At 57.9% G+C, this 18,266-nt stretch carries 20 protein-coding genes; 5 read left to right on the top strand and 15 right to left on the bottom strand.

Annotation, left to right across the window (positions count from 1 at the left end; all coding sequences use genetic code 11):
- Position 1 precedes the first annotated feature (1 nt).
- From CPH57_RS06415 to CPH57_RS06400, 4 genes are read right to left on the bottom strand one after another with little or no spacing between them, the layout of a single operon-like run.
- Positions 2–1,222, bottom strand: a complete 1,221-nt coding sequence (locus CPH57_RS06415) for a hypothetical protein (RefSeq protein ID WP_096242148.1) — start codon at positions 1,220–1,222, stop codon at positions 2–4.
- Entirely contained in the window at positions 1,182–2,270 is a 1,089-nt protein-coding gene (trpD, locus tag CPH57_RS06410; RefSeq protein WP_052752684.1) for an anthranilate phosphoribosyltransferase, read from the bottom strand. Before trpD ends, CPH57_RS06415 begins: the two co-directional genes overlap by 41 nt.
- The gene (locus CPH57_RS06405) at positions 2,267–2,881 is read right to left on the bottom strand and encodes a cysteine hydrolase family protein (RefSeq protein WP_046686883.1); all 615 of its coding nucleotides are present in this window, start codon (positions 2,879–2,881) and stop codon (positions 2,267–2,269) included. The genes trpD and CPH57_RS06405 overlap by 4 nt, the downstream gene beginning before the upstream one ends.
- Positions 2,882–2,926: 45 nt before the next feature.
- Complete coding sequence (locus CPH57_RS06400) at positions 2,927–4,003, bottom strand: LLM class flavin-dependent oxidoreductase (protein WP_046686882.1); 1,077 nt, start codon at positions 4,001–4,003, stop codon at positions 2,927–2,929.
- Between the two features lie 621 nt (positions 4,004–4,624).
- Between CPH57_RS06400 and CPH57_RS06395 the strand changes: the two genes are divergently transcribed.
- Positions 4,625–5,041, top strand: coding sequence for a hypothetical protein (locus tag CPH57_RS06395; protein ID WP_046686881.1), 417 nt, complete (start codon positions 4,625–4,627; stop codon positions 5,039–5,041).
- 43 nt (positions 5,042–5,084) lie between these two features.
- Here the strand turns inward: CPH57_RS06395 and CPH57_RS06390 are convergent, their stop codons facing one another.
- From CPH57_RS06390 to CPH57_RS06370, 5 genes are all read right to left on the bottom strand, one after another.
- Positions 5,085–5,678 (bottom strand): ATP-dependent Clp protease proteolytic subunit, encoded by a 594-nt coding sequence (locus CPH57_RS06390; RefSeq protein ID WP_096242147.1) that lies wholly within the window; start codon positions 5,676–5,678, stop codon positions 5,085–5,087.
- Between the two features lie 45 nt (positions 5,679–5,723).
- Positions 5,724–6,053: an SRPBCC domain-containing protein gene (locus tag CPH57_RS06385; protein WP_096242146.1), complete on the bottom strand. Its 330-nt coding sequence runs from the start codon at positions 6,051–6,053 to the stop codon at positions 5,724–5,726.
- Positions 6,050–6,364 carry a helix-turn-helix transcriptional regulator gene (locus CPH57_RS06380; RefSeq protein ID WP_033642736.1) on the bottom strand — a complete coding sequence of 105 codons (315 nt, stop codon included), beginning with the start codon at positions 6,362–6,364 and terminating at the stop codon, positions 6,050–6,052. The genes CPH57_RS06385 and CPH57_RS06380 overlap by 4 nt, the downstream gene beginning before the upstream one ends.
- Before the next feature lie 110 nt (positions 6,365–6,474).
- Positions 6,475–6,900 carry a universal stress protein gene (locus CPH57_RS06375; protein WP_033642735.1) on the bottom strand — a complete coding sequence of 142 codons (426 nt, stop codon included), beginning with the start codon at positions 6,898–6,900 and terminating at the stop codon, positions 6,475–6,477.
- 147 nt (positions 6,901–7,047) lie between these two features.
- Complete coding sequence (locus tag CPH57_RS06370) at positions 7,048–7,566, bottom strand: hypothetical protein (protein ID WP_033642734.1); 519 nt, start codon at positions 7,564–7,566, stop codon at positions 7,048–7,050.
- 236 nt (positions 7,567–7,802) lie between these two features.
- Here CPH57_RS06370 and metQ point away from each other — a divergent pair, with 236 nt between their 5' ends.
- Positions 7,803–8,618 (top strand): methionine ABC transporter substrate-binding lipoprotein MetQ, encoded by an 816-nt coding sequence (metQ, locus tag CPH57_RS06365; RefSeq protein ID WP_015377546.1) that lies wholly within the window; start codon positions 7,803–7,805, stop codon positions 8,616–8,618.
- A gap of 46 nt (positions 8,619–8,664) precedes the next feature.
- On the opposite strand, the gene CPH57_RS06360 is transcribed toward metQ, so the two are convergent.
- The 5 genes from CPH57_RS06360 to CPH57_RS06340 form a co-directional block, all read right to left on the bottom strand.
- Positions 8,665–9,429: an SDR family oxidoreductase gene (locus tag CPH57_RS06360; RefSeq protein WP_033642733.1), complete on the bottom strand. Its 765-nt coding sequence runs from the start codon at positions 9,427–9,429 to the stop codon at positions 8,665–8,667.
- Between the two features lie 137 nt (positions 9,430–9,566).
- A complete protein-coding gene (locus CPH57_RS06355) occupies positions 9,567–10,487 on the bottom strand; it encodes a sugar ABC transporter substrate-binding protein (protein WP_033642732.1) in 921 nt (306 codons plus the stop codon).
- 65 nt (positions 10,488–10,552) lie between these two features.
- Positions 10,553–11,593 (bottom strand): ABC transporter permease, encoded by a 1,041-nt coding sequence (locus CPH57_RS06350; protein WP_033652114.1) that lies wholly within the window; start codon positions 11,591–11,593, stop codon positions 10,553–10,555.
- Positions 11,594–11,608: 15 nt separating this feature from the next.
- Complete coding sequence (locus CPH57_RS06345; protein WP_096242145.1) at positions 11,609–13,093, bottom strand: sugar ABC transporter ATP-binding protein; 1,485 nt, start codon at positions 13,091–13,093, stop codon at positions 11,609–11,611.
- Between the two features lie 75 nt (positions 13,094–13,168).
- Positions 13,169–14,098 carry a sugar ABC transporter substrate-binding protein gene (locus CPH57_RS06340; protein ID WP_033652022.1) on the bottom strand — a complete coding sequence of 310 codons (930 nt, stop codon included), beginning with the start codon at positions 14,096–14,098 and terminating at the stop codon, positions 13,169–13,171.
- 496 nt (positions 14,099–14,594) lie between these two features.
- On the opposite strand from CPH57_RS06340, the gene CPH57_RS06335 reads away from it, so the two are divergent.
- The 3 genes from CPH57_RS06335 to dcuR all read left to right on the top strand — a co-directional run bounded on the left by CPH57_RS06335 (position 14,595) and on the right by dcuR (position 17,888).
- Positions 14,595–15,437 carry a class I fructose-bisphosphate aldolase gene (locus tag CPH57_RS06335; RefSeq protein WP_033642729.1) on the top strand — a complete coding sequence of 281 codons (843 nt, stop codon included), beginning with the start codon at positions 14,595–14,597 and terminating at the stop codon, positions 15,435–15,437.
- A 125-nt stretch (positions 15,438–15,562) separates the two neighbouring features.
- On the top strand, positions 15,563–17,176 hold the full coding sequence (locus tag CPH57_RS06330; protein WP_033652021.1) for a sensor histidine kinase: 1,614 nt from the start codon (positions 15,563–15,565) through the stop codon (positions 17,174–17,176).
- Complete coding sequence (dcuR, locus tag CPH57_RS06325) at positions 17,169–17,888, top strand: two-component system response regulator DcuR (protein WP_033642727.1); 720 nt, start codon at positions 17,169–17,171, stop codon at positions 17,886–17,888. Before CPH57_RS06330 ends, dcuR begins: the two co-directional genes overlap by 8 nt.
- Before the next feature lie 37 nt (positions 17,889–17,925).
- Here dcuR and CPH57_RS06320 read toward each other — a convergent pair whose 3' ends face one another.
- Complete coding sequence (locus tag CPH57_RS06320) at positions 17,926–18,261, bottom strand: hypothetical protein (RefSeq protein ID WP_033642725.1); 336 nt, start codon at positions 18,259–18,261, stop codon at positions 17,926–17,928.
- Between the last annotated feature and the right edge of the window lie 5 nt (positions 18,262–18,266).

The raw sequence follows: 18,266 nt of genomic DNA, 5'->3' as shown, positions 1-18,266 counted from the left end.
TTTAATAATTAACGCCGACAACGACCGAATGCTCGCCGCTCACATCCACTTCAATAAGCGATTGCACCGAGATCCCCGTCGCCTCGAACACGCGCCTGGCTCCACCATAATTGCGTTTTTCCACCATACATAAGATGCCTGATACATCAGCCCCTGCTTTCCGCACTGCACAAACCAACCCCACCAATGTTCCGCCAGTGCTGATGAGATCGTCCACGATATAAACGTTATCGCCGGGCTCCACGCCGTTCAAAAAGAGGCTGCCGCCGGTATATTCGCAATCGAAATCAACCTTAACCTGTCCTTCAAGACCGGATGGGTACCAGCGGGCAATGCCGTATGACAGGCCTGAAAGCAGCGAAACGGCAGCCAATAAACCGCCTCCTTTGTCTTCCTCCCCCACCAGCTTGGTTCCCGGCGGAAATTGCGCCGCATCGCAGACTCGCCTGGCTGCTTCACGCAAGAGTTCAGCCGGGGTTGCCGGGATCTGTTCCGTCAGAGCATTCAACAAAAACCGCCGCCCCTGAATCTCCACCAAAGGCTGCCGATCAAAAGACGCCTTGAGGATGTCCTCTTGCCCACTCTCAGCCGGCGCCTGCACGCGAAGGCGATCGGCATAGGCGACAGCGTCAAAAAAGGTTTGGAGTCGCACAGGGTCCTTACGGCGCGCGGACCGAGAGACGCCAGAACAGACATCAATGGCCGTGGGGAAACAATGCTGAATCAGATGGCTGACATTGCCGGCATGCAGTCCACCCGCAACAATTACCGGCCGCGCAAATGTTTTGTTTTTCAACAAACTCCAATCGAATGGCTTTCCAGAACCGCCGCTCAGCCCCTCGACCTGTGTGTCCAATAGGTATGCACTAACCTGATAGTCGTTTATCCTGTCCAGAGCCAAAGTGCTTTCGAGATGGAAACTTTTAATGACCGGGACATCAAATGCCTGGCAATACTCATTCGTTTCGTCACCCTGAAGCTGAATCGCTGTCAGGCCGCAATAACATATAATGTTTTGCACCCATTCCCTGGGTTCATTGACAAACACGCCGACCACCTGAGTAAAAGGCGGCAATCGTTCAATGATCGAACGGGCTTCGTCGGGCGAAACCTGACGTGGACTTTGTGAAAAAATGAACCCCAATGCATTGGCCCCCGCGTTTAATGCCGCCAGAGCATCCTCAAGGTGCGTGATGCCGCAGACTTTCACTCTCGTTCTCATTCATCGTCTCCTTGAATCGTTTAAGAACCTGATACGCCCGCCCGTTATCCAATACTTGCCGCACGAGTTTCGCCGCCTCGCCAAAGGAGCGCGTCTTGCCGGCCAACACCAGCGCCGTCGCGGCGCTCACTATAGTCGCGTTGCGATAGGTCCCCCGCTCGCCGTTAAGCACTGCCAGGCAGATTTTCGCGTTACGCTCCGCAGACCCCCCTCGCAGCGCCCGTAATTCACAGGCAGGGACCTCAAAATCATCCGGCTGCACGGAAAACCGACCTATACAGCCATCACTTACACACAGGACCTGGGTTTCTCCCAGGCAACTGACTTCATCCAAATCTCCGGCACCATGTACGATAAAAGCCGTCACCTTGCCCAACCTCACCAGCGCCTCAGCCATGGGATACAAAAGCGAAGCATGCGCAACGCCTATCAGTTGGTGCGTCACGTTAGCAGGATGAACCAACGACCCACTCAGATTAAACAGGCTACGAACACCCAAAGCGCGCCGTACAGCAGTCAGCCGTTCAGGAAACGCATACCAAGACGAAGTAGAGAGAAACGCGAAGTTGCTCGTTGCCAACGACCGCCGCAGCCATGCTTCATCACCCTTGCGCGAAACATCAATGCCCAACGCCGACATCATGTCGCTGCTGCCGCTGACGCTGGTTACGCGACTATTGCCATGCTTGATCACTGGCACGCCAGTTGCGGCCACAACCAAGGCTGCCGTGGTGGAAATATTGAAGGTCCCGCTCCGGTCTCCTCCAGTACCACCGATATTCAACGTAAGCGGCAAACCGCTTACCAATGGCCGGCAACGTGCCGCTATTGCGTCAACCGCACCGGCGATCTCATCAGCGGACTCGCCCTTTTGTGCCATAGCGACGAGCAACGCGCCGATCTGCATATCATCCAATTGCTGTCCCAGCATGGCCTGGACCAGATCTCGGGTCTGTTCCCGGCTCAAGCTAAGCCGTTTTTCAACCAAGATTTGCAAGACGTTTCTGAATCGCTCTTCCAGCGGTTTTATCGACAGCGTTGCGTTCATGTTTCCTCCAATCCCACCCGCAAGAGATTCATAACCTCAGTCAAACTCTGAATACTGCCAAATACATAACCGATGTTCTCAAGCGCCGCCTCATGTCGCACTTGACGCGTCCCCGCGACGCACTCGCGCGGCACTATGACGCGATAATCTAATTGCATGGCGTCCTGAGCAGTCGCACGAACACAAACATCCGTGGCAACACCGGTCAGAACGACGGTATCTACTCCCATCCCACGCAGCAGAAGATCCAGGTCGGTGGCGAAGAACGCACTGTAACGGCGTTTGATTAATACCTGATCGCCAACCTGTGGAGATAAATCTGCGATGATCTCAACGCCACGACTCCCTTCGAGGCAATGAAGTGTCTCGCCGTAGTCAAGCTCCCGGCCGAAGTCCACACGGTTGACGCGGTGACTTTCCTGGGTATAGATCACCGGGATGCCCGCACCGCGCGCAAAGCTCAACAAAACTTGAAGCGACGCGATAATCTCCCGCCCTCCTTCGCAAGGAACAGGACCATCTTCATCCAGAAAGTCGTATTGCATGTCGATCACCAAAACGGCAAATCGACGTGTCCGATTGGGGGGCTGAGTTGCTTTTTGACGTTGCATCTTTCTCTCCATGAATGACCGCACGGTGCCGATATTCGGTCTGGGTCAGGCGAAATACGTCGTGACGAGCTCTTGCAATGCGCGATGGCTTTCACGTACGGGTTTCAATTCATCCAAATGATCGAACCCCATGACATGCAACACACCGAATCCGCCAGACAGCGATTGCATTTCTTCTATGCGTTCACGTACCGTCTCCGGCGATCCAAGGAGCCAGCAATGCTTGGCGCAATACTCGACGGTGACTTCACTGTCGGGTACATCCGGGTGATGTTTGAACAAACCAAGCGCCTTGTTGCCGGCGATCATCGGCAAGTAATCCTCACGAAAGTAACGTCCCATTTCGCCTTCGACAGCAAGCCGCCATGCTTGCGCATCTGTGTCGGCGATCAGAATAGGACGACTGACACGCCATGTATCCCTGGCCGGAGGAACCCTTCCATTCAATGCGGCGCCCTCTTCAACAACTTGCCAATGGGTATGGAGATACTGCGGCGTAAAACAAAAGCTGATAGGGATCCAGCCATTACGACCGGCAATCTTTAACGTCGAGGATGAAGGTGAAAGGCCGGTCACGCCTACTGGCGGATGGGGTGATTGATAGGGCTTGAGGTGATAACCGGAGGTTTTATCCCACTGATCCGCCGGCCGACGCGCTGTCCAATACTTACCTTTAAATTCGAATGGCCCATCGCTATTCCAAAATCGCATCATGATCGCTATCGATTCTGCCGTCATCTCCCGATGCACACCCGACTTATGATCTATGTCGAACATGTCGAGATCCAACGTGGTACCGCTGGCGCCAATTCCCACCATTAATCGCCCCTTCGATATATGATCCAGCCAACAAATGCGATGAGCCAACTCGGCTGGATGATGAAACGGCAGCATAAAGGCGCCCGGCGCCAATTTTATGCGCTCAGTCTGCAAAATGGCTTGAGCGATGAGCAAATCTGGAGAAGGGCACGGTTCAGCCGGCATCGTATAATGCTCGCCAATCCAAGCCTCATCAAAACCGATTTTGTCCAAAAACCTCAAGGTATCAAGATCGTGGTAATGCCCATCGTGCAACGAGCGATAACGCGGATGTGCCGGCATTAAAAATGCGCCAAGTTTCATGTTCGATTATCTCCTTGAAGCGTAAAATCCCGATTGGCACGTGATATACGGCAAATTGACATTCAACCCATCAATTTCATTCAAATTAAAAATGAATTAATGCTTAGACATTATTAAGTCGTAAAATTAAACACCTGAAAAAGTTAACCACGAAAAGTTAAGATGATTATTGAACATTACTTTCCCCTTAAGTATATAGTTGTATAGACAAGGCAATGGCAACACGAAATTGCTTAATTTGTGATCAATAACAAATTCATAACAATTAGCCATGAAGAAAAAAAGACATTACTGGTTCAAAAAAAGAGGCAACGTGAAGTGTGCAAAAGCGAGACAAAAAATGGCTAACCTTACTGTTAAATAAAGAAAAAATAAACATCCCCGCGTGAATGATTGTGAGAAAGATGAAACATTTCTCCCAACTTGGTTTATTAACATAAGGAAACAACCAAATGCAATAATGAGAATGACACGCATTTGTAGTTATATTCCAAGTGAATAATTAAACATAAATGCATTTTTAAATATGATGGATTATATTTTCATTTACGCTTTACCCATTTTATTGAGAAAGGTATATTTACCAAACATCAATATAATAAATATCTCTGGAGAAATATCTTGCAAAATAAACTCACCATCCTCGCGGGCATAGCCACCATTATCGGCACCCTCTTCGCTGGTTATTCTGCCTTTTCATCTTCAACGGAAACACGCAGTCAGTTCGTTAATGGCAGCGCGAATACGACGATTGGTAGTAATAGCGGAAATATCACCATCACTAACACACCGGGTGAAAAAGCGCCTCAGCTAGTGCTGAAGCGGCCGATGCCTTTAATTGCTCAACCCAATATGGGTAACTTGTTGGAACCCACCAAACATATTTGCCAGCTCATCGCCGGCACACAGGTCGCATTGACAGGTAAAAGCGCTGCAATGGACATCGGCAATGCGGAATGGAAAGAAATCTCCATCATTACCGGCGAATGTGCCGGTCAGCGTGGCTGGATCACCTCAACGGCGCTCACCTACCAATAATCGAGTGATATTGCCCCCTTCATTCCGCTATCGGAGCCGACACTCACCGCGCCCGCAATACCCGATCGATCAATCCCCAGGCCGCCGCTTCGTCGGCGGTCATAAAGCGATCGCGATCCAACACCCGCTCCACTTCCTCTTCGTTCAGGCCGCAATGTTGGGCATACAGCCGGATCACCCGGTCTTTGGTGCGTTTCATTTCCTCTGCCTGGATCAGAATGTCGGACGCCTGCCCCTGAAAGCCGCCCAGCGGTTGGTGCACATGCAGGCTGGCGTTGGGCAGCGCCATGCGGTGCCCCGGCTCACCGGCCATCAGCAGGAACGACCCCATCGAGCGCGCGGTGCCCATGCACAGCGTATGCACCGGGGCGCGGATATACTGCATGGTGTCGTAAATCGCCAGCCCGCTGGTGATCGCCCCGCCCGGCGAGTTGATGTACAGGTGAATCGGTTTTTCCGGGTTTTCCGCTTCCAGAAACAGCAGCTGGGCGCACAGAATTTCGGCCACGTCGTCGTTGACTTCGCCGTTGAGGAACACGATCCGATCGCGCAGCAGGCGCGAGTAAATGTCAAAGGAACGTTCTCCCCGGCTGGTCTGCTCCACCACCATCGGGACGAGCATCATCTTCTCACGCATCGGTGAACTCCTGGGTTGGCAACAAAGAGAAAGGTGTTTAACGCGTCAGGCGGCGCGCATCACCTTCGTCGGGCCATCGTTGGCGGCGTCGAGCTGATGGATCACCCGCAGCAGGCTGCCGCCGCCGGCGTCCGGCACGATCTGCAGGGTGACGACGCTTTCGAGAAACGGCGGTTGGTCGTCGCGCAGGCGATAGCTCACCGCTTCGCCCGGCGTGGCGGCCAACGGTTCTGCCTGCGCCAGATCTCCCGTCGGCAGCCACTGCTCGCGCAATTCGGGCACGCTGAGCGCTCGCCACACTTTTTCCGGCGGCGCATCAAGCGAATATTCCAACACCAGCCGTTCCTGCGGCGGCGACTCGGCCTGTTTGTTCATTGATCCATGTCCTTCAGCAAGGTTTGCAGCGCGTCGATGCGCGCCGGCCAGTAAGCACGGTACTTCGCCAGCCACTGCGCGATCTGCGCCAGCCCCTCCGGGTCGACCTGGTAATTGACGAAGCGCCCCTGTTTCGCCTCGCGCACCAGTCCGGCATTGCGCAGCACCGCCAGGTGTTGCGACATCGCCGACTGGCTGATGGTCAGCCCTTCGCGCAGCGCGCTGGCGTTCATGCTGCCGGCGGCGAGTTTGTCGAAGATGCAGCGGCGGGTCGGATCGGCCAACGCCTTGAAGATGTCATTTTCGTTCATACAAACACATTAGTATTCACTTATGTATTATGCAACCGAGCAAGGCATTTTTTGCTGCAAAAGAAACTCCGCGCCGCAGCGCGGAGTGAATGGACGAGGCATGATCGCGCTTATGAACGGATCGGGATCACCAGCACGTCGATATTCAACTGGTTGATGGCGTTGCGGGTGGAAGAAAACAGATTGCTCCACAGATCGTGGTGATGGCCGAACACCAGCAGATCGATGTCTTTATCCACGATCGCCGTGCGCAGTTCGTCAACGAAGCCGCCGCGCCCGATAATCACTTCCGCGATCGGGTAATTGACGTTTTGCGTGGTGGGTTCCAGCTCTTTGCGGATCTTCTCTTCGAACGGCACGCCGTCGTCGCTGCGCTCAGAAAAGCCGATCGCCGCGTGGTAGGTGTCGTAATGAACGTCCACATAGATCAGCGAGAGTTTGGCCTTCAGCGCTTCCGCCAGCAGCGCCCCCTTTTCGACCAGCCGTTTGCCGTCATCGCTCAGATCGGTGGCGATGACAATATGGTGGTAACACATAGCGCCTCCTGTCATGGACTCGGTAGAGCCGAGGCTCCGATATCACGCCGGGGTCATATCGTTATGGTTAATTTTAGTTCAGAAATGGCACTCGTGGCGGGAGGTGATGCGGTGGGAAAGCCCCGTTGCCGGGGCTGAAGGCAGAAATTACTTCTCGCGCTGCGCCTCAAACCAGACGTTGCACAACGACAGGATCAGCGTGTTGGCGTCTTTCACCAGCACGTTGTCGCCGGGCACCCCTTCGGTGCCTTGATCGGTGATGCCTTTGATAGCGATATCGGCATGCTGAATGGCCACGCGCTCGACCGACGGCGTGCTGATGCCCAGCATCGGGAAATCGATGTAGGAACTGCTGCCGGCGTTGTCCTCGACAAACTCCTGCGCCTCTACGGTGCTGACGGTAGCCCCCTCGCTTTTCAGCGCCGTGCCGTTCCAGCTGAACGCATCCGCTTTATAGCTGATCTTGCCGCCGATCAGGCTCTGCGCCTGCTGCTGATCCCAGCAGCCGGTGGTTTGGGTCGGCACGATTTTGCTGACGCGCCAGTTGCCCAGCAGCTGTTTAGGGATCGGCCCGGTATCGCTCTCCGCCGCCCGAACCTGAGTCGCCGAGACGCAGGCCAACACCACCAGCGGCAGCAGCGCCTTGCTCCAAGTGTTCAATCGCATTGTCTTTTCCTTCGTTTCAGTACCCAGTCTGCCCTCGCGGGCCAGCGGCTATCATAATAAGCCCGCCGATTCGCCGTCAAAGCAATCCGCATCGCGCCGGGCGGCGGCTACTCATAGCCAATCGCTATTAGTCATAGTGAATCAGTATTTTGTTTTAGCTCAGCGATTACCTACAGTCACTGCCACTATTCTGCCCGCCTAAATTAGCAGGCAATGTTGACAAGGACCCTGGGGAAATGACATTTACGCTGAAAAACCTCACGCTGGCGCTGGCCGCCGCCGGCACGCTGTTGCTGACCGCCTGCGGCCCGACCGCACAGGACGATCACCACATCAAGGTCGGCATCAGCGCCGGCATCGATCAGTCGCTGTGGGCGGTGGTGCAGAAAGTGGCCAAACAGAAATACGATCTGGACGTGGAGGTGGTGACCTTCAACGATTACGTGCTGCCGAACGAAGCGCTGAACAACGGCGATCTGGACGTCAACGCCTTCCAACACAAGCCGTATCTGGACAAACAGATGCAGGAGCGCGGCTACAAGCTGGCGGCAGTAGGCAACACCTTCGTCTACCCGATCGCCGGCTATTCGAAGAAAATCACCGCGCTCAGCCAACTGCCGGACGGCGCGCAGGTGGCAGTGCCGAACGATCCGACCAACCTGGGCCGCTCGCTGCTGCTGTTGCAAAAACAGGGGCTGATTACGCTGAAAGACGGCGTCGGCCTGCTGCCGACCGCGTTGGACATCGTCAGCAACCCGAAAAAGCTGAAAATCGTCGAGATTGAAGCGCCGCAGCTGCCGCGCGCGCTGGACGACCAGCAGGTGACGCTGGCGATCATCAACACCAACTATTCCAGCCAGATCGGTCTGTCGCCGGCGAAGGACGGGCTGTTTGTCGAGGACAAAAACTCGCCTTACGTCAACATCTTCGCCAGCCGCATCGACAACAAAGACAGCGAGAAAGTGAAGGATCTGGTCAAGGCCTATCAGACCGATGAAGTGGCGGCCAGCGCCGCCGAAATCTACAAGGGCGACGCCGTCAAAGGCTGGTAACGCCGCGCGTAGGGCCCGTGGCGCCTGGCCACGGGCGATGACAGCCTCAGCCGCGCTGGATGGAAACGCCGCCGTCCACCAGCATTGCGGTGCCGGTGACGAACGAGGAAGCGTCAGACGCCAAATACAGCGCCGCCTGCGCGATCTCCTCCGGCATCGCCAACCGCTTCAGCGCGTGCAGCTGGGCCACCTGCGCCAATGCTTCCGGGGTATTGCTCATCTGCCGCCCCATCGCCGTGTCGGTGCCCCCCGGCAGCAGCGCGTTCACCCGAATGCCGTGTCCGCCAAATTCCACCGCCAGCGCCTGCGTCAGGCCGATCAGCCCCGATTTGCTGGCCGCATAGGCCGCCGTACCGGGAAACGCCGCGGTGTGGCCGACGAACGTGGAGGTGAAGATCACCGAGCCCGCACCGCGCGCCTGCATGGCGGGGATTTGATATTTGGCGCTGTAGTAAGCGCTGGACAGGTTGGTTTCCAGCACGTCGCGCCATTCTGACGCGCTGAGCGCCAGCGACGGCCCCAGCGGCCCCAACGTGCCGGCGTTGTTGAAGGCGATATCCAGCCCGCCGAATTCATCGACGGCCGTCGCCGTCAACCGTTCGGCGAAGGCTTCGTCGCGCACGTCACCGGCTACCGCCAACGCCCGGCCGCCCTCGCGCCGAATGTCCCCCACCAGTTCAGCCAGTAGCCGCTCGCGCCGGGCGCCCAGCACCAGCGTCGCCCCCTGCCGGGCGAACAACAGCGCCGCCGCCCGCCCGATCCCCGAACTGGCGCCGCCAATCACCGCCACCTTACCGTTCAATGCGTTCATCTCTTATCCTCACACCGTAAAAGAGCCTCAGTGTGAGGCAAGATCCCGCGCCGCGCTGGCCGCAAGCGGACATGCAATTGGCGCCATGAAAAAGGCGCTGCAAGCAGCGCCCCGGCAACGCGGATCCGACGGCGAACTCACGGTTTGGCCGCGTATTTCTCCTGATTGGCCGGCGTCACCAACTCGAACGGGATCCAGTAATACGGCTCAAGCTTTTCGCCGTTGATCATGCGCTGCGCCACATCGACCGACGCCTTGCCCTGGCCGACCGCATCCTGGAACACCGTGACCTGCATCTTGCCGGAGGCCAGCGCCTTGAGGCCGTCGGGCGTGGCGTCGATGCCGCCGATCAGCACGTTCTTGTCCGCTTTGCCGGCCTGCTGCAGCGCCATGATCGCGCCGATCGCCATCTCGTCATTGTTGGCGGCGACGATGTCGATCGTTTCGCCGTTGGTCAGCCAGTTCATCATCAGGTCCATACCTTCACTGCGTGAATAGTTGGCGCTCTGTTTCTGCACCACCTTCATCTTCGGGTATTTGGCCACCACCTGCTCCACGTCTTTGGTGCGCTGCAGCGCGCCGGCGTCGGTCAGGTTGCCGATCATCACCGCCACATTGCCCTGATAGTTGGCCAGCCGCGCCAGTTCTTCCATCTGCAACGTGCCGGACTCCCGCTCGTCGGAGCCGACGAACACCACCCCCTGCGGCAGCCTGGCGTCGCCCGGCGTGCGGTTCACGTATACCAGCGGCACGCCGGCGGCCTGCACCATTTTGGTCATCACCGGCGTGCTGGCCGAGTTGACCGGATCGACGATAATCGCGTCCACCCCGGCGCTGATAAAGCTCTGCACCTGATCGGTCTGGCGGCCGACGTCGCCGCGCGCGTCCTCAAACTGCACGGTAATGCCGCGCGCTTTGGCCTCCTTGTCGATCGCCTGGCGGATAATGGTGAGGAAGTTCTGGTCGAAATAGGCCATCGATACGCCGATGGTTTGCGCCCATGCCGGCGCGGAAGCGCACAGCGCCGCCGCCAGCCACAGCCCTTTCAGAAAGTTCATGATGTGTCCCCCCGGGTAAAAAAACGCCGCCGGCCAACCTTGGCGCCGGCGGCAATTCACGGCAATCAGTGTTTTTTGCGGTTGCGACGCATGTCGATCGACACGGCGGCGACGATAATCACGCCTTTGATGATGTCCTGAATGTAAGAATCGACGCCGATAAAGGTGAAGCCGCTTTTGATAAGGCCGAGGATCACCGCGCCGATCAGCGTGCCGGTAATGCGCCCGACGCCGCCCATCAGGCTGCTGCCGCCGATCACCGCCGCGGCGATGGCGTCCAGCTCATAGGACATGCCCATGCTCGACTGGCCGCTGCTGACGCGCGCCGCCAGCACCACGCCCGCCAGCCCCGCCAACCCGCCGGCGATGGTGTAAACCGTCACCAGGTACTTATTGACGTTGATGCCGGAAACCCGCGCCGAGGTCATGTTGCCGCCGATGGCGTAGATGTATTTGCCATAACGGGTGTGCTTCAGCGCGATGTGGAAGATCACCGCGATCACCAGGAAGATGATCACCGGCATTGCGCCCTGGCCGATCGCCGTGAAGCCATCCGACAGGAAGCTGACCGGGTTGCCCTTGGTGTAGTACTGCGCCAGACCGCGCGCCGATACCATCATCCCCAGCGTGGCGATGAACGGCGGAATGCCGGTGCGGGTGATCAGGAAGCCGTTGATAAAGCCGCAGACGATGCCCACCCCGATCCCCGCACCGATCGGGATCGCCGCCGGCAGATCGAGCAGCCCCGGATACATCGGCGAAATGCTGTCCGAGGTCTGCGCCAGGCTGGCCGCCACCACCGCGGTCAACGCAATCAGCGAACCGGATGAGAGATCGATGCCGGTGGTGATGATGACCTGGGTGACGCCCACCGCGATGATGCCGATGATCGCCACCTGCAGCACGATCAGCAGCAGGCGATTCGGGTTAAGCAGGAACGACTGATCGCGCATGTACCAGCCGAGGATTTCGAAGATCAGCGCAATGCCGAGCATCACGATGAAAATACCGGTGTCTTTCGGCATTTTGCCGCTCAGCCCGGAGAACAGCGATCCCTTGCCCGTTGAATCGGCGGAGAGCGGCTTCTCAATCTTTACGTTACTCATGATGTTCACCCTTCGTTATTCTGAGGCCAGCGCCAGGATCTTTTCCTGGTCCGCGTCGTCTTTGTCCAAAATGCCGGTGATGCGGCCGCCGTGCATCACCATCACCCGATCGCTCATGCCGAGGATCTCCGGCAGCTCGGAAGACACCAGAATGATGGCGACGCCGCGGTTGGCCAGCTCGCTGATCAGGCGGTAGATTTCCGCTTTGGCTCCCACATCGATGCCGCGCGTCGGTTCGTCGAGTATCAGGATTTTCGGCTGCGCCAGCAGCCAGCGCGCGATCAGCACCTTCTGCTGGTTGCCGCCGCTGAGGTTATTGATGATCTGATCCATGGTCGGCGTTTTGATGTTGAGCTTCTTGATCTGCGCCATGCAGTCTTTGGCCATCTGCACATGGCTGACGAAGCCGTTCTTGCCGATGTATTCCGACAGGTTGACGATGCTCATGTTTTCGACCACCGACAGCACCAGAAACAGGCCGGACTTCTTGCGATCTTCGGTGAGAAACGCCAGCCCGCTCTCGATCGCCTTCGCCGGGGAATCCACCTTCACCGCCTGGCCTTCGATAAAGATCTCGCCGCCGTCCGCCGGGTGCATGCCGAACAGGCTTTCCATCACTTCGCTGCGTCCGGCGCCCACCAGCCCGGCGACGCCGAGGATCTCGCCGCGTTTGACGCTGAACGAGACCTCGTGGAACCAGCCGCTGCGGCGCAACCCGGCCACCCGCAGCACTTCCTCGCCGATGTTGTTGTTGAATTTGGGGAACATCTGCGTCAGCTCACGCCCCACCATCATGGTGATCAGCGACTGTTTGGTCAGATTTTCGGTTTTGTCGCAGGCGATGAAGGTGCCGTCGCGGAAAATGCTCACTTCGTCGGTGATGGCGAAGATTTCGTCCATCTTGTGGCTGATGTAAATGATGCCCTTGCCCTGCTCGCGCAGCTCGCGAATGATGGCGAACAGGTGCACCACTTCACCTTCGGTCAGCGCCGAGGTCGGCTCATCCATGATCAGCACGTCGGCGTTGTAGGATACGGCCTTGGCGATCTCCACCATCTGCTGGCTGGCGATGCTCAGTTCGCCCACCAGCGTTTCCGGCCGCAGTTTGATGTTCAGCCGCGCCAGCAGCTCGCGGGTTTGTTCATTCAGCTGTTCGTGGTTGACGAACCCCAGCCGCGCCGGCTCACGCCCCAGCCAGATGTTTTCCGCCACCGTCATGTAGGGCACCAGGTTCAGCTCCTGGTGAATCATGGAAATGCCCGAATGCAGCGCCTGCAGCGTGTCGCTGAAGGTCACCGGCCGGCCTTTGATTTTGATCGAGCCCTCATCCGGGTGATAGATGCCGATCAGGCATTTCATCAGCGTCGACTTGCCCGCGCCGTTTTCCCCCATCAGCGCGTGCACGCTGCCGGGTTTGATTTTAATCGAGACCTTATCCAGCGCTTTGACGCCGGGGAACTGCTTGCTGATGCCTTCGGCCTCAAGAACATAAGGGTACATACCGCTTACCTCCGCACTGACCCACGTTTTCTGCGGCGGGCGCTCAGGTGGAGCGCCTGCGGCAGGCTTCAAGGCTTATTTTTTGTTTTTATCGGCGAATTGCTGGTAATTGGCCTGGGTGATCAACTGATAAGGGATCAGCACGTTGCTCTCCACCTTCTCGCCTTTCACCAACTGAACGGCGGTTTGCACCGCGCCTTCGCCCTGGCCTTTGGCGTCCTGGAACACGCTCAGCGCCAGATCGCCTTTTCTGATGAATTCCAGCGCATCGGGCGTGCCATCCACGCCGGCCACCCGCACGCCGGACTTTTTAGCCTGCTTGAGCGCCAGGATGGCGCCGATGGCCATTTCATCGTTGTTGGAGGCGATGGCGTCGATCTGCTGGCCGGTCAGCACCCAGTCAGTGGTGATATCCACCGCATCTTTACGCGTCCACTTGGCGGTTTGCTTATCGACAATCTTGATGCCGGGATAGTTGGCCGCCACCTCTTCCACGCCGCGGGTGCGGTCGCGGGTCGATTCATTCGACAATTCCCCCATCAGGATCATCACGTTGCCCTTGCCGTTCATCAGCTTGGCCAACGCTTCCATCTGCAGTTTGCCGGCCAGCTTGGAATCGGAGCCGACGTAGGCCATGCCGGCCGGGAGCGTCACTTCCGGCTTGCGGTTGACGAACACCAGCGGGATCTTGGCGTTCTCGGCCAATTTGATCATCGGCTTGACGCCCTGGGTATCCACCGGGTTGAGGATGATGGCGTCGACGCCCTGGCTGACGAAGTTTTCGATTTGTTGAATTTGCTGCGCGATGTCGCCCTTGGCGTCTTCGAACTGGCCGCTGACGTTGCCGTCGGCTTTCATTTTGTTTTGCATCGACTGGCGCAGAATGGTGAGGAAGTTGTCATCGAAGTAAGCCATGGAAACGCCGATCTTGATGTCTTTCGCCAACACGCTGGCCGGCAGCATGCACATCAGTACGGAGGCGGCGATCAGTTTCTTCAGCTTCATGTTCGTTACCCTTTAATCGTTAGAATGAAGTGGTCTGTTGATTGACAGCTAATGAAAGATATTTTTTACATTCAAACAACATTACGGTCGGTGTTATCCCTTTGATACGGCGAAATTACCGCGTTATCACCGTATTAAGGCCGTGAACAAAATGGTGATCGATATCTCAAAACAGATTAAAAACAATCAATTGAAATAAACCCCTGGTAGAGCAAGCCGCGTCTTCGCCGCTTTTTTAAATATTTATTTCATAATTGAGATTATTGAAACTTTTTAACCCAAACAAGCGAAACATGCGTTTTGGAATGGCTTATTAACAAAAACATGACACGGATCTAACAAATGCAGTGAAAGCCATCGGGTAACGCGCCCCGCGCGTGCGCCACGCCGGGCGTCGGCAAAAACTGCGAGCGGGCGCGCAGTTTGCGGTTTCCGCGTTTCCCGACCATCCTTACTCGGCAATAATGGACATATCCCTATCTCAGGAGGACCTGACATGCAGCTCAGCAGTAAGGTGCGGATGAACCGCCTGTTCAATAACGGCAAGTGCCTGGATGTGGCGATCGATCACGGCATCGCCAACGAACCGGATTTCTTAATCGGTCTGGAAGATATCGAACGGGTGATGGGCAACCTGATCGCCGCGCGCCCCGACGCCATTCAGGTCAACTACGGCCAGGCGGAGCTGCTGCAGCGCGCGCCGCAGCGCGAAAAGCCGGCGCTGGTGATGCGCACCGACGTCGGCAACGCCTATAACGCCGCGCGCCACCGTGAGATGTGGGCGGTGTTGCACAACCCGGAAGCGCCGATCCTCGCCGCGCTGCAAATGGACGCCGCCGCGGTGGTGGTCAACCTGTATATGATCCCGGATGAACCCGGCATTTTCCGCCAGTGCGTAGAGAACATCGGCCGCCTGCGCCACGCCTGCGATCGCTACGCCATGCCGCTGATGATCGAACCGCTGGTGATGGCCCCGGCCGGCCAGGGCGCCGCCTACGGGTCGCTCGGCGACGTGGAAAAGATCGTGCCGCTGGTGCGGCTGGCGCGCGAACTGGGTGCCGACATCATCAAGGCCGACCCGACCGAACGGGTGGAAGATTTCCACCGCGTGGTGGAAGCGGCGCGCTGCCCGACGCTGGTGCGCGGCGGCGGCAAGGGGGAGCTGGGCCCGGTGCTGGAGAAATCCGCGGCGCTGATGGCCCAGGGCGCGTCCGGCATGGTCTATGGCCGCAACGTGTATCAACACAGCAATCCGTCGCAGGTGGTGCGCGCCCTGATGGCGATCATCCATCAAGGCGCCAGCGGCCAACAGGCGCTGGAGATCTACCACCAGCAGTGACCCGCTTTTGTAACTAAAATAACCCCTTCGCGACCCGGCAGCATGCTATAACCTGCTGCCGGTAACTGCAGCTTGCCTCATTCCTCGCTAGAATACGCCGTGATATCGCCATTCGGAGAACCGCCATGCCAAAACAACGGGTGCCGCTCAAGCTGAGCACCTCCATCACGCTGATGGTGTCCGCCATCATCGCTTCGGTGCTGCTGGTGGTGTTCGCGCTGTTTTTCGTGCAGATGAGCCGCGAAGGGCAAGATCAGCTGCAGCAAAAAGCCATCGCTATCGCCAACACGCTGGCGCTCTCGAGCACCGTGATAGACGGCCTGCAGCGACGCGATCAAAGCGGCGCCGTGCAGCGCTTCGCCGAGCAGGTGCGCCATCAAAACGAGCTGCTGTTCGTGGTGGTGGTGGATATGCAGGGCATCCGCTATTCGCATCCCAAACCCTGGCTGATCGGCAAACATTTCATCGGCGAAGATCTGGCGCCGGCGCTGCAGGGCAACGTCAACAGCGCCATCAACCGCGGCACGCTGGCCCCGGCGCTGCGGGTGTTCGTGCCGGTGTATGACGAGCAGCGGCGGCAAATCGGCGTGGTGGCGCTCGGCATCGCGCTGGACACCGTGCAGCGGGTGGTGGCGGAAAGCCGCTGGATCATCTATTGGACCATCGCCTTCGCCGCGCTGGTCGGCAGCCTGGGCACTTTTTTCCTGGTCTCCGCGCTCAAACGCATCATGCTGGGTTTCGAGCCTTACGAAATATCCAACCTGTTCGAGCAGCGCAACGCCATGCTGCAGTCGATTAAAGAAGGCGTGATCGCGGTCGATAATGATTCCCGCATCACCATCGTCAACGACGAGGCCAAGCGCCTGCTGCGCCAGAGCGGCCCGGTGGAAAACCTGCTGCTGGACGCCGCCAGCAAGCATTGGCCGGCGCAGCTGCATCTGGCGGAAGTGCTGGCCAGCGGCAAGCCGCTGCGCGATCGACAGATCAGCTTCAACGGCAGCGAACTGCTGACCAATACCGTGCCGGTGATCGTCAACGGCCAGGTGACCGGCGCCATCGCCACCTTCCGCGACAAGACCGAGGTCAGCCGGCTGCTGCAGCGCCTGAGCGGCATGGCGCACTACGCCGATGCCCTGCGGGTGCAGTCGCACGAATTTATGAACAAGCTGCACGTGATACTCGGCATGCTGCACATGAAGGCTTATCAGCAGTTGGAAAACTACATCATCAATACCGCCAGCAACTACCAGGAAGAGATCGGCGCGCTGCTGCGCAAGATCCACTCGCCGGAAGTGGCGGGCTTCTTCATCGGCAAGATCAGCCGCGCTCACGAAGCCGGCATCGAACTGACCATCGAGGAAACCAGCCTGCTGCCGGAAACCGACGACGCGGAAACCACGCACGTGCTGATCAGCGTGCTCGGTAACCTGATCGAAAACGCCATCGACGCCATCGACGGCGTTGAAGGCCACGAGATCGGCCTGAGCTTCCATCACCACGACGATCAATTACACTGTATCGTCAGCGACGACGGCCCCGGCATCGATCCGGCGATCGCCGCGCACATCTTTGAACACGGATTTTCCACCAAGGGAACGGGACGCGGCATCGGCCTGGCGCTGATCCGCAGCCATCTGGAGAAACTGGGCGGCGGCATCGATGTCGAGTCCGAACCGGGCGAGCTGACCCAATTTTTCGTGCACCTTCCCTATCAGGCCAAGAGCGAAACCCATGATTAACGTACTGATTGTCGACGACGACCCGATGGTGGCGGAGCTGAACAAATATTACCTGAGCCAGATCGGCGGTTTTCACTGCCAGGCGACGGTCGCCACCCTGGGCCAGGCGCGCGCCCTGCTGGCCGACGCCAGCGTCAGCATCGATCTGGTGCTGCTGGATATCTACATGCAGCAGGAGAACGGGCTGGATCTGCTGCCCGGCCTGCGCGAGCTCGGCGAGAAGACCGATGTGATCATCATCTCTTCCGCCAGCGATGTAAACACAGTGCAAAAGGCGCTGCACTACGGCGTGGTGGATTACCTGATCAAGCCGTTCCAGTTCAGCCGCTTCAAAGAGGCGCTCAGCCACTATCGACAACAGTCGCAGCTGCTGGCGCAGCGCGAGTTTTCGCAGGCTGACGTCGACAGTCTGCTGCGCCGCCAGCCCGGCGGCCAGGAGAGCAAAAAGCTGCCGAAGGGCCTGACCAGCATCACCCTGAGCACGGTCTGCGAGTGGATAGAACAGCAGCACGACAGCGAATTCTCCACCGACAACCTGGCCAACGCCATCGGCATTTCGCGGGTGTCCTGCCGCAAGTACCTCATCTATCTGGCGGAAAGCGGCATTCTCGGCACCCGCATTCTGTACGGCGCGACGGGCCGCCCGGTTTATCTATATCAGCTGAAGCCGGACGCGATCGCCATGCTGAAAGAGCATTGCCGCCCGGCATAAACGACGCCGGGCGCTGCAAGCGCCCGGACGTTGAAAGCTAGAAGTTGTACATGTAACACCTCGCCTCGCGGTGAGGATCTTTCGAGTGTATCCGCAGGCAGCGCTGCTTTTTCTGCTGTTGCTCCAGGTGTCGCTGCTGCCGCTTGGCGGCTTCTGCGGCCTCGCGCTGCTGTTCGCGTGCAATCGCCTGCTCATTGGCCTGCGTCAGGCTGTCGACATTCCACACCTTGTGGCGCAGCGCGCTGCGTTTTTTCTGGTACTCCTCGGGGACTTTATTGTCCTTCGGCGGCGCCGCGTGGTATTCCAAATCCACCCGCGCCTGCGCAAAGCAGGCGCAACACAGGGCCACGCCGACCAACACTAGCCTTTTCATCGATA

Origin of the sequence: Serratia sp. JKS000199, assembly GCF_900215455.1 — a bacterium.
Lineage (GTDB): Bacteria > Pseudomonadota > Gammaproteobacteria > Enterobacterales > Enterobacteriaceae > Serratia > Serratia ureilytica.
This window is presented reverse-complemented; position numbering and strand designations above follow the sequence as displayed.